The following is a 16,373-nucleotide window of genomic DNA, read 5'->3' on the forward strand; positions in this document are numbered from 1 at the left end:
GCATAATTATGAATTCGACGCAAATGACCCACATTCTAACCTATACTTGAATGAAAAAGGAGTCAATATATTATGTCTCGTTACACAGGTCCTAAGTTTAAACTAAGCCGTCGTCTTGGAATTTCCTTGAGCGGTACTGGTAAAGAATTGAAGCGTGCTTACCCTCCAGGACAACATGGTCCAGGACAACGTAAGAAAATGAGCGGATACGGTATCCAGCTTCAAGAAAAACAAAAACTTCGTCACACTTACGGTATGACTGAGAAGCAATTCCGCAACTTGTTCGACCGCGCTGCGAAATTGCAAGGTATCGCTGGTGAGAACTTCATGTTCTTGCTTGAGAGCCGTCTTGACAACCTTGTTTACCGTCTTGGTTTCTCCAACTCCCGTGCAGGAGCTCGTCAGTTGGTATCCCACGGTCACGTGACTGTAAACGGTAAAAAAGTTGACATCGCTTCTTACTCTGTAAGCATCGGCGACGTTATCGGCTTGCGTGAAAAGAGCCGCAGCTTGAAAGTTGTTAAAGAAGCTATCGAAGGCCGTCACCATGTGCCAGGCTACTTGGAGTTCAACGATGCAGCTGTTGAAGGTAAGTATGTTCGCCTTCCAGAGCGCGCTGAGTTGTCCCAAGAAATCGATGAGAAGCAAATCGTCGAGTTCTACAGCCGTTAATTTATGTCAAGAAGAGGTTATCTTTCAAGTTTTACAACTTGGAGGATATCCTCTTTTTTTATGCTTATTTTTACAACCCCTGCTAATAACAAAGAAACTAATCCCCTCTCCCGCTAAAAACTCAAGCTTGAGTCAACACGACATCAAACACCGATCCAGAACATAACCTCAAAGGAGGAAAGTAGGCCTCTATTACAATTACACGCTAACTCTACTATTCCACCAAATCCTTCAATATACGAGCGCAATCATTAGCATTTTCGATATGATTCGTCAAACAAAAAAGTATTTTACATGAATATACAGACACTTATCTTGTGTTTTTTTGTGTTATAATGGGAAGCGCTGCAATCATTAAGGAGGAAGAAAGTATGGTTGAGGAGACATTGACGAAGTCAAAGGGAGACCCGACTCGTCCAAAGCGTTCCGTAGGACGTATCATTTGGAATACGTTCAAATGGTTCACGCTATTTGGCGTTCTCTGCTGCTTCTTAGCAGGCGGCATTGCGGTCGGATATATTACCTCTCTCGTCAAAGACGACCCGATACGCTCCAAAGAACATATCGTGCAGAAGGTTGATGAGAATGCCATAACCGGGTTTGCTTATTTTAATGATGGCACTCCTATCGGGCAGCTTCGCACAGAAGAAGATCGTATCCCTATTAAGTACGATCAAATCCCTAAAGTCGTAATAGACGCACTCATCGCGACGGAAGACAACCGTTTCTTTGAGCACAACGGAATAGACATAAGAGGTACATCAAGAGCGGTGTTGCAACAAGTACTAGACAAACCTGTTCAGACAGGGGGAAGTACATTAACGCAACAGCTTGCTCGAAGTGTGTTTCTAAATGCTGAACGTACAAATACACGTAAAGCAAAGGAAATTTTCCTATCATTACGAATTGAACGAATATTAACGAAGGAACAGATTCTAGAAGCTTATTTGAACAAAGTACCTTTTGGAAATGGCTCGAACGGCTATCAAGTATTTGGAATCAAATCAGCTGCAAAAGGCATATTCAATATTCATGATTTGGATAAGCTGAATATTGCGCAATCAGCCTATTTAGCAGGACTTCCGCAGTTGCCTTCTGCTTATACCGCCTTTACTGGTAAAGGCGCCTATAACGAAAAAGGCATCAATCGTGCAATCAAAAGACAGAAGCTTGTGTTAAAGCGGATGTTAGAAGAGAACAAAATTACGCAGCAGCAATATGAAGAAGCACTAAAATTCGATATTCGCAAATCACTAGCGCAGCCGAGGCAGAAGGCATATTCTACATATCCATATTTAATGTTGGATATAGAACGCGCAGCCGTTGAAACTCTTATTCTTAGCCGAAATCCTGAGATGACGAAGGCTGATCTGCGCAAAGAGGAACATCAACAGCTTGTAGAAGATACAAAAGCAGAAGTCTTGCGTGGTGGTTATCATATTACCACTACAATTGATAAAAAAATCTACAAGATGATGCGAAATATCGCGGAAGATCCTAAAAACTTCTCAAAGGATCATCCAGTCAAAGGTACGGAACAAGTAGCAGCCATGATGATCGATCACCGTACAGGCGCTATTTTAGGCATGATTGAAGGTCGTGATTTCTATAAAGAGCAAATGAATCACGCCACTCAGATGCTTCGTCAACCGGGATCGACGATGAAGACACTCGCTGCCTTCTTGCCAGCATTAGAAAAAGGAATTATACAGCCAGCTTCCATTATTGACGATGCTCCTGTTATCTTGAAGAACGGTGATGGAACTTACCATATCCCTATCAATGCGGGTCGTAAATTCCAAGGTCTCGTAACAGCACGACATGCATTTAATCAATCTTTGAATGCACCTGCGATAAAGCTGTTCAACGAAGACCTCAAGGTCAAAAATGCATGGGATTTCGTTGAGAAACTTGGTATTACTACTTTGCATGAACGAGATTATCAAGCACAGACCGGCGTTATCGGTGGTCTAACGAACGGGGTTACCGTAGAGGAATTCACGAATGCCTATGCGGCAATCGCAAATAACGGCAAGCTCAACGATGCATTCTTAATTAATAAAATCGTAGATTCCAATGGAAAAGAAGTTTACAAGCATCAAGTCAAGCCAACACAGGTTGTATCGCCACAAACCGCTTACTTGATGACAGATATGCTGCGTACAGCTGTAACGAACGGTACAGGCGGCGAGGTAAATCGCAAATTCCATCAAGACGACTATACGATTGTTGGTAAGACAGGAACAACACAAAATGATGCCGATTCTTGGTTCATTGGTTATAGTCCTGATGTAACGCTCGGTGTATGGGTTGGCTTCAAAGAACCAAAGCATACATTGAGTCGAAACGAAGTAAAGCACTCGATGCAAGTATGGGCAAAAATTATGAACGAAGCGATTGAGCTGAAGCCACAAATGTTTAAAAACAAAACGTTCAAACGTCCAGACGACATCGTTAGAAGGACCGTATCCGGTTATAGCGGCAAACTGCCTAGCAAGAATACGGACAAATTCAATACAGATTTGTTTAACCGCAAATACGTACCGACTAAAGTCGAAGATGTCCTTGTCAGCATGACATATATTACGTACAACGGTGTCAATTATATAGCCAACCCGGCTACACCAGATGATATGACACAACAAAAAGTTGTAGTAAAACGTGAAAAGCCGATCCAGACCTTAATGGATGAGCTGAGAAGAGCGCTTGGCAACTTGTCTTCCGGCAGTAGTCGACGATCTTTGGAGTGGTACTTACCGCTAGACGCATCAACAGATGCGCCAACCAAGAAAGACCCGCGTAAAGATGATGGTAAAGCGCCGACTTCTCCAAGCTCTGTTAGCGTTACATCGAACAACGGCAAGGCAACGATAAGCTTCAATCCTAGCGGCTCGAACGATGTTGTGGGCTATCGACTGTACCGCTCTATTGATGGCAAGCCTTATCAGCAAACCGGACAGGTTGTCCTAACTGGTGACAGTTATACATTCGGCAATGCTGTTTCTAATGCTCACAGCTATAACTACTATGTCACAGCAGTTGATGTCGTTGGCAAGGAATCTGCAGCATCTGCTCCGGCATCCTTAAACGGTGGAACACCACCAGTAGATCCGAACAGTGGTAACCCTACCAATCCGTCAACAGAGCCAGGTACGAATCCAGATAATTCGTCTGGTTCCACAACGACTGAAACAACTGGATCTAATGGGCAGACAACCAATGGAAATGGATCGTCTGAAACGGGATCTACTAACAACGGATCAACACAAGTCGCAGCTCCTGAAGCGCCATCAGGATTGAGCGCAAGCAAAACAGCTGGAGGAGTGTCCCTATCATGGAACTCCTCTGCTACCGCTGTTAAATATTATGTATATTACAAAAGCAGCCAAGGTGGTTCCTATAAACGGATAGGCAACACCAACAGCACGTCATTCACCTATACGAGTGACGCTCCGCAAGGCTCCTATCATGTAACGGCTGAAAATCGAGTAGGAGAATCCTCCGCCTCATCATCCGTGACGATAGAATAAAGACAAAGCGTACTTCATAGCCAACATACGCAAAAGAGGGATATAAGCCGATAACAGCTTATATCCCTCTTTATTTTGCTAAGCTTAATCCTCGATTGTTGATAAGTCCCCAGTCGGCAAGTTCAACTCCCAAGCCTTCAACACGCGACGCATAATTTTACCTGAACGCGTCTTAGGAAGCTTGTCTTTGAATTCAATTTCTCGCGGAGCAGAATGAGCTGACAATCCCTCTTTGACGAATTTCGCAATGTCTGCCTTCAATTCCTCCGACGGTGTGTAGCCATCTCTTAGCGAGATGAACGCTTTAATAATTTCTCCACGCAGCGGATCAGGCTTACCAATTACACCTGCTTCAGCTACTGCTGGATGCTCTACCAGCTTACTTTCAACATCGAATGGACCTACACGTTCGCCGGAAGTGTTAATGACATCATCGACACGTCCTTGGAACCAGAAGTATCCATCCTCATCTTTATACGCGGAGTCACCAGACACATACCAACCTTTGAGGCGGAAATACTCTTCGTATTTACCTGGATTATTCCAAATTTTACGCATCATAGATGGCCATGGTGTACGAATTGCCAAGTTGCCCATGCGATATGGAGGCAGCTCGTTGCCTTGATCATCAATGATCGATGCCTGCACACCCGGAATTGGGCGTCCCATCGAACCAGGCTTAATCGTCATGCTCGGATAGTTGCAGATCATATGACCGCCAGTCTCAGTCATCCACCACGTATCGTGAATCCGTTGTCCGTATACTTTCATTCCCCACCGTACAACCTCTGGGTTGAGAGGCTCACCTACGGAGAGCACATGACGCAAGCTAGACAAGTCAAATTCTTTTATAATTTCGTCGCCAGCACCCATGAACATACGGAAGGCTGTAGGCGCGCTATACCATATCGTTACCTTATAGCGCTCGATCGTTGAGTACCAGTTCTGTGGACTAAAACGACCACCACGTACTACGTTGGTAGCACCATTTAGCCAAGGTGCAAATATACCGTACGATGTACCTGTGACCCAACCCGGATCGCCTGTACACCAGTAAATATCGTCATCCTTCAAATCCAGTACCATCTTACCCGTGAAATAATGCTGGATCATAGCATTTTGCACATGATATACGCCTTTTGGCTTGCCCGTTGAGCCGGAAGTATAGTGAATAATGAGACCATCTTCACGATCGAGCCATTCGATTTCCGCTTCTTCCGATGCAACAGCCATCTCTGCGTAGTAATCAACAATGCCTTCATCTGCTTGAATGTTCTCACCAACTAGCACGATATGTTTCAATTCAGGCAGATGCTCACGCGGAATACGATGAAGCAGTTCAGGAGTAGTAACAATCGCACTTGCTCCGCTATCTTCCAAACGATCCTTAACGGCTGTCTCCATAAACGCTTCAAATAGTGGTCCTACTACCGCGCCTATTTTTAAAATACCGAACAAACTAAAGTATAGCTCCGGGGTACGTGGCATAAATACGAATACACGCTCACCCTTTGTAATTCCTTGCTTACGCAGCACATTCGCAAATTGATTTGACTTGCGGCTGAGCTCTGCATACGTATAACTTTCATCTCTCACAGCATCACTGTAATAAAGTGCAACCTTATCACCACGCCCCTCTGCTAGATGACGGTCAATGGCCTCATGTGCCATATTCACCTTACCAGTCGCATGCCATGTAAAGTGCTTCTCTACTTCTTCCCAATTAAAAGACTCTGCTGCTGTTTCATAGTTGCTCAGGTTCGGGCTTAACGCCGATGCTTCGATGATTTCTCCTTGCACATTACCCATTGTCTTTCATCCTCCTGTTTCATTCACTTCTTTAGGACTTCCCCATGTGATACCGATAGTTAACCGCTTTCACGAAGTTGTAAGTATAAGGACGATGTTGACTGTACATGTTGTCAAGAGGAAATTCTATGAACATAGTAATAACAGCATTATTATAGCACACCAATTGTAATTCGCCTATTCTTTTCCTTTTCAACTGTTCCTTTTTTTGTTATAACCTATGTGAAGAGAATAAGGAGTGGTCGACTATGGAACATCGAAAATGTTATCATGCGCACGTCGTTACACGCGATGATGTCGTTATCGTTATCGAAGGTCCCGTAAAGCCAGAAGTGCTCCAAACGATGGACATGCACATTGGACTTAACGCCTTCCGACGCCCGCGCGAACAGCACGAAGCCTTAGTTGAGATAGCAGCTTTGCCCGAAGGACGCATCATCGTTGCACGAGATGGACAGACCATTGTCGGCTATGTTACCTTCCATTACCCTGACGAGCTAGAGCGTTGGTCAGAGGGACAGATGGAGGATCTCGTTGAGCTGGGAGCCGTAGAAGTAGCGAGAGAATATCGTTCTTTCGGATTAGGAAAAAAAATGATTCAAACTGCGTTCGAGGATGAACAAATGGAGAACTACATCGTATTTACGACCGAATACTATTGGCATTGGGACCTTGAAGGATCAAAATTAAGCGTATGGGATTATCGCAAAATGATGGAGAAACTCATGGAATCGGTAGATATGATCTGGTACGCTACAGATGATCCTGAAATCTGCTCTCACCCTGCAAATTGCTTAATGGTTCGTATTGGTAAGGATGTTCCTTTGTCATCCAAAGAACAATTCGACCGCGTTCGCTTCAAGCAGCGGTTCATGTATTAGATCGCCAGGAGGAAAGCGCGATGACAGATTCGCATAAGCCCATATTTATTCTGCACGAAGACGCACTGCGGTACCACTTCTATGCAGATCATCCTTTCGATCAGAGAAGAATTGAGATGACTCAGGATCTCTTGTTTCAAATTGGTGCCCTTCATCCAACTGAACAGGTTCAAGCAGCCTGCGCTTCACTAGAGGCACTTCAATTGAATCACCGCGAAGATTATATCGAAGCCGTCAAAGAACTTAGCCAAACTATCCCAGACCCAGATTATCTTGTTCGTACTGCTCAATATGGCCTAGATCACGAAGACACGCCTTACTTCGAGGGCATGCATGAAGCTGCCAGTACTATCGTTGGCGGATCTATTGCTGCATGTGAAGCTGTGATGGAAGGAAATACGCTCCATGCTCTTCATATAGCAGGCGGATTGCATCATGCCTTCCCTGGAAAAGCAGCAGGCTTCTGTGTCTATAACGACGCTTCCATTGCAATAGCATCTATACGCAAAAAGTACGGTGCACGTGTGCTTTATATCGATACGGACGTGCACCATGGTGATGGTGTGCAGTGGTCGTTTTACACAGACCCTGAAGTAATGACCTATTCGATTCATGAAACAGGTAAATACTTATTCCCAGGTACAGGATTCGTGCAGGAACGAGGGGAAGGCGAAGGATTCGGTACAAGTGTCAACGTGCCGTTAGAGCCTTACACGGAAGATGATTCGTGGTTATCCAGCTTTCGAGACACGATTGGACAAGCTGCTGCCATCTTCAAGCCAGATATTATCGTAAGCCAGCATGGCTGCGATGCGCACGCCTTGGATCCGCTCTCCCATATGCATTGCAGTATGCGAATCTACCAAGAGATGCCTGCCATCATTCATCAACTTGCTCACACCCACTGTAATGGCAAATGGGTCGCACTAGGAGGCGGAGGATATGATATTTGGCGTGTCGTACCGCGTGCATGGAGCCTTTTATGGCTCGAAATGATTGAGCATCCTCTAGTGGCTCAATTGAGAGACGATCCACTGATGCCACTACCCGCTGCTTGGCTGCACAAATGGCAGCACAAGTCTCCCACACCACTGCCTGCTACGTGGCTCGATGATACGAGCGATTGGACGCCAATGCCAAGGCGTGAACTTATTGAGAAACAGAACTCCCACATCGTAACCTTAGCACAAGAGTATATTAGATAAATAATAAAAGCCGCTCTTTATAAAGAGCGGCTTACCGTTTAAGCAGACAGTTGCTGCAACATATGATTAATCATTTGATAAGAGCGTTCCGATGCTTCCACTGTGAACTCTGCAAAGTTCACATGTGCAGAGCCATCTGCCTTGTCCGACATGGAGCGAATAATAACGAATGGGACATTGTTTAAGACGCAGGCTTGAGCTACAGCTGATCCTTCCATCTCGGTACAAGCACCATTGAAAGTCTCATACAGCGCTTTCACCTTTTCGCGGCTAGCGATAAATTGATCGCCTGAAAGTACGATACCTACCATATGACGCTGTGGTACCATTTCTTCACAGACGCGTTTCGCTAAATCAATCAGCTGCTGATCTGCACGGAAGATAGAGTTGGATTGGTACGGAATCTCACCTAGTTTGAAACCTAGTGCCGTTACATCCATATCATGTTGAATACAAGCAGAAGAAATGACAATATCTCCGATGTTCAGCATCGGGTTAACCGCACCTGCAACACCTGTAAAGAGAATACGTTCAACACTGAAACGATCGATAAGTACTTGCGTCGTAATCGCTGCATTGACTTTCCCTACACCGGATTTGCATACAACAACAGAATGATGATGCAAAGTTCCACGGTAGTAACGATTACCTGCCTGCTCATGCTCCTCAACTTGGCCCATTGCTTGCAGTAACAAGGCAATCTCTTCGTCCATTGCGCCGATAATACCAATTGTCATCTGAATAACCCCCCGCTACTTTATTCCGTTATATGGTCAAAAAAAAGCCCCGAGATACGGGGCTTCGTACCGCTGTCCAAGCAGACTATTCATTCACATGGCTAATGGACAGACGATGAATGATCTCATGTTGTAGAATGACTTGGGATTGCTCCACATTTTCTTTCTTCATCAATTTCGTAAGTAAACGCATTGCTACAGCACCAATATCATACATAGGCTGCGCAACCGTAGTTAACTGCGGTCGAACCATAGATGCCATACGGATGTTGTCTACACTAATGATAGAGAAATCATCGGGAACTTTAAGTCCCCCGTCTTGTATGGAGTGAATCGCTCCAATCGCCATTTCATCCGTTGCAGAGAAAATAGCAGTTGGTCGCTTCTTCAAGCCCAAGAAGTATTGCATTGCTTCTACACCGGACTCATAACGGTAGTTTCCGATGCGAACCATATCTTCCTTGTATTCAATACCAGCACGCTCAAGAGCACGCTTGTAGCCTTGGAATCGTGCATATCCATTAGCAGGATCCTGCAAAGTTCCGCTGATCATTGCAATCTCACGATGCCCATGACGAATTAGTGTATTTACGGCATCAAATGCAGCTGCCTCATGATCAATATCTACAGACGGCATGGTACCGTTCTCATCTCTCGTCGCACATAAAACAATTGGAACAGACGCTGTGCGGAAAGCTTGAATATGATCTTCTGTAATGACACCGCCCATGAATAACAAGCCGTCAACTTGCTTCTCCAATAACGTGTTAATAACCCGAATTTCTTTTTCCTTCTTCTTATCCGCGTTACATAGAATGATATTGTAATGATACATATTAGCAATATCTTCAATACCACGCGAAATCTCAGCAAAGATCGAATTAGAAATATCAGGTATAACAACACCTACGGTCGTCGTCTTTTTACTCGCCAGACCACGAGCAACCGCATTTGGGCGATAACCTAGACGTTCAATCGCTTCGTATACTTTCTTACGCGTCTGCGGCTTCACGTTCGGATTGTTGTTTACAACCCTAGAAACTGTCGCCATTGACACGCCAGCTTCTCTAGCTACATCATAAATAGTTACCGTCACGATCCTTCTCTCCAATTACCGAGTTATTTAATACGTACATACATATTACATTTCATATTACTTTATTTTCTGAAAAATCGCAATGAAGCAATCAATTTTCGTCACAAAATGTCGGATATTAAGGAGAGGTCGTCAAAACTTGCTCTAGTGTATCGTATCGAATTGCATAATGAGATTCATGCCATACCACTTGACCGCCTTTTAGAACCAACACCTGCGGCGATTCATGTTTGATACCAAGCTGATCTGCCAAAGCGAGCGAAATATCACGATTCTCAACGACGTAAATAAGCCCAAATGAAATACCTTTAGGTTCAAATACGTCAACAACACGCTTCATCTCTTCATTAGCACTGCTGCTAATCGGGCAGCGCGTACTATGCTTGAAAATAACGACAGTACCTTCATGCGAACGCTTAATCCCCTGTTCGAGTTCTTCCTGAGTGGAGATTGTTTTCATAACGACACCTCTCATTTGCAGCAATATGCCGCAAGATTTAGTTTGTCTTTCTACTCCGCTTATCCATGCTATTATTGGTTACTGTTCATTAACTTATTTTAGCCTGATGTTCCTCTACACTAAAACCTGTCAATTGATTTAATCTCCGCTCTATATCATTCATCCAATCTGTATCTTTGCATGCTTTAGCAACAAGATACAGGTCCAATAGCTGATTAACACGCTCAGTGCTCAGCCTCTCGAATAAAGCAAGATAATTGTCTTCCTTGTACTCTAAGCACTCTTTGATTACACTGGCCACTTCATGCATATGATCAAACGCAACACTCTGTTCTTCAACCATCCCTTTTTGAACGAGACGGCGCATAATAAACACAACTTCATCTTTTACATCGGGCAGCAGCTCGGAATATTGACAACTTCCACAGGTGTATACGGGCACATGATGTATATGTATTTTACGTGCATGAACAATAGTACGCATTGTAACGTCCATTCCTTGACCACAAGAGCAGTTCTTCTTCATCCGTAATCCCCCTAGCCGGTATGTAGTTTCTCTCACCTAACTTCTCTATCTGTATTGCTGACTTACTTTCATCATTACAAATAAGCTATCCCTGAAATTGACCAAGATATAGTGACGTGCAGCTAAATACTAACTTTGATTTCATATATACACGAGTACAGCACGAGCAATAATCAATACTATTTCGACTTCTTGAACCGTTATCCTCCTGCTTTCAAACATGAATTTATTTACAATTCGACTTGCTATCCCTTTTTCCAATGACAATTCTCTCTCTTATCCTTGTGAATCTCGCCTATATATGTTAATTTAAGTACGTTTATGGGTAATAAAAAGTAAGCTCATAAAGGCAGATGCCATTTAATTGCCCATCTTGTTTGGATTGAAAGGAGGAAATAATCGTGAGACTAGAAGGCAAGAAAGTAATTGCACTCGTCGATGAAGAATTTGAAGACTTGGAATTGTGGTATCCCGTATACCGTGCTCGTGAAGAAGGTGCTGAAGTTCATCTTGTAGGTGCGGAGACTGGAAAGACCTATATCGGAAAGTACGGTGTACCCGCTACTTCGAATTATGCTTTCAAAGATATTGATACAGCTGACTATGACGGTCTGCTCGTTCCAGGAGGCTGGGCTCCAGATAAATTGCGCCGATACGAAGATGTGCTTCGCATCACTCGTGAAATGAACGAGGCGAACAAGCCTATCGGACAAATTTGTCATGCTGGCTGGGTGCTTATCTCTGCAAAAATTTTAAACGGGCGCCAAGTTACTTCCACACCTGGTATTCGTGATGATATGGAGAATGCAGGAGCTACATGGATCGATGAGGATGTCGTGATTGACGGCAACTTAGTATCTTCACGTCGTCCGCCAGATTTGCCTGCTTACGGAAAAGCATTTTGTGATGTACTTGCTCAATCGTAAGTACCACACAAAGATACGAAAGAATATATTTATTACGTTAAAAAGCTCTCGATCCTCGGACCGAGAGCTTTTTGTTATATTCCCCAAACAAGCTTATAACTGTTAACCGTCTTTAACACCTTACTGCTCGATCGATTCTGAATTCACATATTTCATTGCTGCCTCTGCTTGCTCAAATGAAGAAGTAGGTGGCGGTGAGTCGAAACCTAATACACCTTCTATTTCTGCTTTGGTTCGACAAAGATACAGTTGTGAAGCAAGGCTTTTGGAATCTGCGCATGAAGTTCTGCGTATCGCAGCTTTAACACGCGGAATGGTACGCGATGACATGCTTAACTCATCAATACCAAGCGCAACCCATAATGGTACTGCACGCGGGTCACCAGCCATTTCTCCACATACCCCAACATGAATGCCTTTCTGTTTCGCAGCTTCAACCGTTTGACGAATTAAACGCAAGACAGCAGGATGGTATGGATCATACATATGAGCGATTTGCTCATTCATCCGATCCACTGCAAGTGTGTACTGAACAAGATCGTTCGTTCCAATACTGAAGAAATCTACCTCCTCAGCCAAGAAATCCGCCATCGCAGCAGCTGCTGGTACTTCTATCATAATTCCGATTGGTATGTCATCGTTAAACGCCTGTCCTTCTTCTCTAAGCTCTTGTTTTGATTCTTCAAGAATACGTTTTGCGGCAACGATTTCTTCCATTGAGCTTATCATCGGGAACATGACCTTTATCGGGCCAAAAGCGCTTGCTCGCAATATAGCTCGCAGCTGTGTCTTAAATACATCAGTCCGATCCAGGCAAATACGAATGGCACGATACCCTAGGAATGGATTGTCTTCCTCTGGTATTTGCAAATAATCCATTGGTTTATCTCCACCGATATCCAACGTTCGAATGATGACCGTCTTCTCTCTAAAGGTCTGTGCAAGCTCACGATACACCGTAAACTGCTCCATTTCATTAGGCGGGTAGATACGATCCATATACATAAATTCCGTACGGAATAATCCTACGCTCTCCGCCCCGTTTTGAACGGCAATATCAAGCTCTCTCGTCGAAGAGATATTAGCCGCCAAATGGATGGAATGTCCGTCTGTAGTAACAGCAGGCAAGCTCTTAATTTTACAAAGTTCCGCCATTTCATGATGGAATACGCGTTGACGTTCTTTATACCACGCCAATACTTCTACAGATGGTTCAACCAATACATGCCCTTGCTCGCCGTCCACAACGACTTTTTCCCCAGTTTGGATTGGTTCCTTCAATTTGCCTTCCAGCCCGAGCACAAGCGGGATTCCCAACGCTCTAGCCATAATCGCAGAGTGTGAAGTCTTCCCGCCCATCAACATGACAATGCCTAGCACATTTTTAGGATTCAAATGAACGAGCTGAGATGGCGACAACTCTTTTGCAACTAAAATATACGGATTGGCATCCGTCGGAAGCGTAATTTCGGGTGCTCCCAATAGATGCTTCAAGAGACGATTGCCAACATCTTTAATATCTAATGCTCGCTCTTTCATATAGTCGTCATCCAACAAATCGAACATGGTTACGAAATGATCGATCGCTTCTTTGACAGCCACTTCTGCCGCTTTGTATTGACGTTGGATAATCCCTTGAATTTCATTCATAAATACGGGATCTTCCAAAATAGCCAAGTGAGCATCGAATATCGTTGATTCTTCCTTACCGACCATCTCGCTAATTTCGTTTTTAATATACTGAATTTCATCCTTAGAAGAGCGAACACCTTCGTACAGACGCTCAAACTCCTTCGCCAAATCAGAAGGGTCCATCTTCTTCTCAGGAACGTCCCACTCCCACGATGGCAGTACAAAAGCCTTGCCAATCGCAATTCCACTGGATGCACCAATTCCACGCGCTGTTTGTATCATCTCTACTCACCCCCATGTCCGTCTTCATGCAATACAATTGACAGCACTGACGTCTGTCCTTTCTTAACGATTGTAAAAGGAGCCTTACTCCAAGAAGCTATACGATTCGAATTTGTAATAACCATAGGCGTTACTAAAGAACAGCCTCGTTTCTTGATATAAGCCATATCGAATTTAATCAATAATTGCCCAGGCTTGACTTCATCCCCCTCTTTTACAATGGACTGGAAGCCAGAACCATTCAAGCCAGAAGTTTCGATTCCGATGTGAAGCAGAACCTCAACTCCTTCTTTTGTTTCAATTCCAATCGCATGCATCGTCGGATAAATATGGCGAACAAGGCCCGCTACAGGCGAGACAAGCTCTCCTTTATCTGGAATAAAGGCCACTCCATCCCCTACAAGCTTTTTAGCAAATATGGTGTCTGGAACATCTTCGATAGGGATCATTCGTCCTTGCAAAGGAGCGACAAAGGATACTTGCTTGCTATCTCGCTGCAATCGCTTCACCATTTCATCACGAATAAATTCAGAGTAAGTCCCAAAAACAACCTGCACATGGCCTCCACCTAAGCGAAGTACCCCGGCAGCTCCAAGCATTCGCAGTGCATGTCGATCAATCTTCTTCTCTTGCCGTACTCGAAGGCGAAGTCTTGTAATACAAGCTTGCACATCTACGAGATTGTCCTTTCCTCCAAGTGCTTGAATAATTAAAGGTACACGATGCAGTAAATCGCCTGCCATATCATCAAGCAGTGTTGCTTCTACCCTGCCCGGAGTAGGAATTTGATATTTCTGTATAGCAAACCGGAATATACCGTAATACAACAAGCCAAAAGCAATTCCAATAGGTATTAACAACAACCCTTTATTCGCCAAATGTAAATTAACGATATAATCAATGGCTCCGGCAGAGAAGGAAAATCCATGGAGAATGCCAAGTTCGAACGTAATCCACATCGCCACCCCTGTCAACAAGGCATGAACAATAAATAAGTATGGAGCGGCGAACAAAAAGGCAAATTCGATCGGTTCCGTTATTCCCGTCAGAAATGAGGAACCTGCTGCTGTTAAATACGTTTTCTTTACTTTCGGTCTCAAATCTTCCCTTGATTCATGGATAATCGCCATCGCAACAGCTGGCAGCGCGAACATTGTAATCGGAAACAATCCCGCCATAAAGCCGCCAGCAGTTGGATCTCCAGCGAAAAAGCGAACCATATCGCCGGTATATACACTACCGCTTGCATCCGTGTAGCTTCCCACATGAAACCATACTAAGTTGTTCAATAAATGATGCAGGCCGAATACGATCAGCACACGATGAACAACACCATATAAGAACACACCAAAGCTGCCTAATGCCATAATTTCATGCCCTATAATTTGAATAACATTGTTCAAACCAGGAACAATCTGTATAAACAAGAATGATAATGCTACAGACAATACAATCATAATGAGAACAACTAACCTAGCACCACCAAATATTTGCATATATTCAGGTAGCTTTATGGCATGAAATCTCTCATGTATGGCCCCCGCCATCATACCAAACACAATTCCAATTAAAATAGTCGGTTCTATTACAACGTCAGTTGGGAGCACTTCACTAACAAGCTCATAAAAAATAAAAATGCCGAGTAATCCTGACATGGCGGCAACTCCTGAGTTGTTCGACATCCCCAGGGCTACACCAGCCGCAAATAAGTAAGGCATCGTATCTAAGAGCCCTTTGGCCGCAGATTGCATCCACGTTGAAGCTTCAACGAAACCAAAGCAGTTGAGTACGTATCCGACAAATAATACAACTGCTATAGCTGGCAATATCATTAATGGCTGCATTATGGCACGCGAAAGCTGCTGTAACGATCCTAATTGGTTCAAGAGCATCTCTCCTTCACAGTTTCATCATCCTATGACGGTCGACCCTATAACCGTTGTCTATGTTCTTTATTCGCAATCATGAGCGCACAGTAAAATGCCGAAGCTAGACCGCCCTGAATGCAGCAGCCGACTTCGGCATTCCACGCGCTCAACGTATTTTAGCTATGCATCCATTATAGCATGATCCGTTGAGGATGATGTATGAGATTGTGCGAATGCAGTCTTGACATTCAGTCCGTCAGAACTCCTTATACCGATGCAGTTTTACCATGGGGAAGCAAAATAGCATCCAGGACTTTAATACAAAGATCCATGACAACCGTAACACCGTGCTCTTTAGCGTAGCTAGCAGCCTCTTCATTGATAACGCCTTGTTGCATCCAGATTGCTCCAGCACGAACAGATACCGCTTCCTTTGCAACATCTAAGCAGTATTCGCTGCGACGGAATACGTTGACGATATCAATCGCTTCAGGAATGTCTTGCAAAGAAGCATAGCACTTCTCGCCCAAAATACTTTCTGCCTTTGGATTAACCGGTATAATTCGGTAACCTTTTGCTTGCATCGCTTTAGCGACCATATGTGACGTACGTGTTTCGTCTTCAGAAAGACCAACAACGGCGACTGTATTGGCGTTGTTAAGTAATTGTTTAATCTCTTGCTGACTCGGATTTTGATGAGTAGTCATTTGTATACACCTCTATTTAGTAAGACTTGTCCATGCTGTAAG

13 protein-coding genes are annotated in these 16,373 nt (G+C 44.0%); 5 read left to right on the plus strand and 8 right to left on the minus strand.

All coding sequences use genetic code 11. The features are described from left to right. Positions 1-72 precede the first annotated feature (72 nt). Positions 73-672 (plus strand): 30S ribosomal protein S4, encoded by a 600-nt coding sequence (rpsD, locus tag FPZ44_RS14660; RefSeq protein ID WP_144991294.1) that lies wholly within the window; start codon positions 73-75, stop codon positions 670-672. A gap of 371 nt (positions 673-1,043) precedes the next feature. Next, positions 1,044-4,202, plus strand: coding sequence for a penicillin-binding protein 1A (locus tag FPZ44_RS14665; RefSeq protein WP_144991295.1), 3,159 nt, complete (start codon positions 1,044-1,046; stop codon positions 4,200-4,202). 84 nt (positions 4,203-4,286) lie between these two features. Here the strand turns inward: FPZ44_RS14665 and acsA are convergent, their stop codons facing one another. Continuing rightward, positions 4,287-6,011: an acetate--CoA ligase gene (gene acsA, locus FPZ44_RS14670; protein ID WP_144991296.1), complete on the minus strand. Its 1,725-nt coding sequence runs from the start codon at positions 6,009-6,011 to the stop codon at positions 4,287-4,289. A 248-nt stretch (positions 6,012-6,259) separates the two neighbouring features. On the opposite strand from acsA, the gene FPZ44_RS14675 reads away from it, so the two are divergent. Further along, positions 6,260-6,892: a GNAT family N-acetyltransferase gene (locus FPZ44_RS14675; RefSeq protein ID WP_144991297.1), complete on the plus strand. Its 633-nt coding sequence runs from the start codon at positions 6,260-6,262 to the stop codon at positions 6,890-6,892. A gap of 20 nt (positions 6,893-6,912) precedes the next feature. Beyond that, entirely contained in the window at positions 6,913-8,097 is a 1,185-nt protein-coding gene (locus FPZ44_RS14680; protein WP_144991298.1) for an acetoin utilization protein AcuC, read from the plus strand. 38 nt (positions 8,098-8,135) lie between these two features. Here FPZ44_RS14680 and FPZ44_RS14685 read toward each other — a convergent pair whose 3' ends face one another. From FPZ44_RS14685 to FPZ44_RS14700, 4 genes are all read right to left on the minus strand, one after another. Beyond that, on the minus strand, positions 8,136-8,834 hold the full coding sequence (locus tag FPZ44_RS14685; protein WP_144991299.1) for a 5'-methylthioadenosine/adenosylhomocysteine nucleosidase: 699 nt from the start codon (positions 8,832-8,834) through the stop codon (positions 8,136-8,138). An 85-nt stretch (positions 8,835-8,919) separates the two neighbouring features. Beyond that, positions 8,920-9,930, minus strand: a complete 1,011-nt coding sequence (gene ccpA, locus FPZ44_RS14690) for a catabolite control protein A (protein ID WP_144991300.1) — start codon at positions 9,928-9,930, stop codon at positions 8,920-8,922. 118 nt (positions 9,931-10,048) lie between these two features. Further along, a complete protein-coding gene (gene ytxJ, locus FPZ44_RS14695; RefSeq protein ID WP_144991301.1) occupies positions 10,049-10,390 on the minus strand; it encodes a bacillithiol system redox-active protein YtxJ in 342 nt (113 codons plus the stop codon). Positions 10,391-10,478: 88 nt separating this feature from the next. Then, complete coding sequence (locus FPZ44_RS14700) at positions 10,479-10,916, minus strand: hypothetical protein (protein WP_144991302.1); 438 nt, start codon at positions 10,914-10,916, stop codon at positions 10,479-10,481. A gap of 401 nt (positions 10,917-11,317) precedes the next feature. Here FPZ44_RS14700 and FPZ44_RS14705 point away from each other — a divergent pair, with 401 nt between their 5' ends. Next, on the plus strand, positions 11,318-11,842 hold the full coding sequence (locus tag FPZ44_RS14705; protein WP_186786059.1) for a type 1 glutamine amidotransferase domain-containing protein: 525 nt from the start codon (positions 11,318-11,320) through the stop codon (positions 11,840-11,842). A 120-nt stretch (positions 11,843-11,962) separates the two neighbouring features. On the opposite strand, the gene ptsP is transcribed toward FPZ44_RS14705, so the two are convergent. From ptsP to FPZ44_RS14720, 3 genes are all read right to left on the minus strand, one after another. Further along, a complete protein-coding gene (gene ptsP, locus FPZ44_RS14710; RefSeq protein ID WP_144991304.1) occupies positions 11,963-13,756 on the minus strand; it encodes a phosphoenolpyruvate--protein phosphotransferase in 1,794 nt (597 codons plus the stop codon). A gap of 2 nt (positions 13,757-13,758) precedes the next feature. Further along, positions 13,759-15,642 carry a glucose PTS transporter subunit IIA gene (locus FPZ44_RS14715; protein WP_186786060.1) on the minus strand — a complete coding sequence of 628 codons (1,884 nt, stop codon included), beginning with the start codon at positions 15,640-15,642 and terminating at the stop codon, positions 13,759-13,761. Positions 15,643-15,890: 248 nt separating this feature from the next. Continuing rightward, positions 15,891-16,331 carry a CoA-binding protein gene (locus FPZ44_RS14720; protein ID WP_144991306.1) on the minus strand — a complete coding sequence of 147 codons (441 nt, stop codon included), beginning with the start codon at positions 16,329-16,331 and terminating at the stop codon, positions 15,891-15,893. Positions 16,332-16,373: the final 42 nt, after the last annotated feature.

The sequence above is a fragment of the Paenibacillus agilis genome, assembly GCF_007786455.1.
GTDB lineage: Bacteria > Bacillota > Bacilli > Paenibacillales > Paenibacillaceae > Paenibacillus_B > Paenibacillus_B agilis.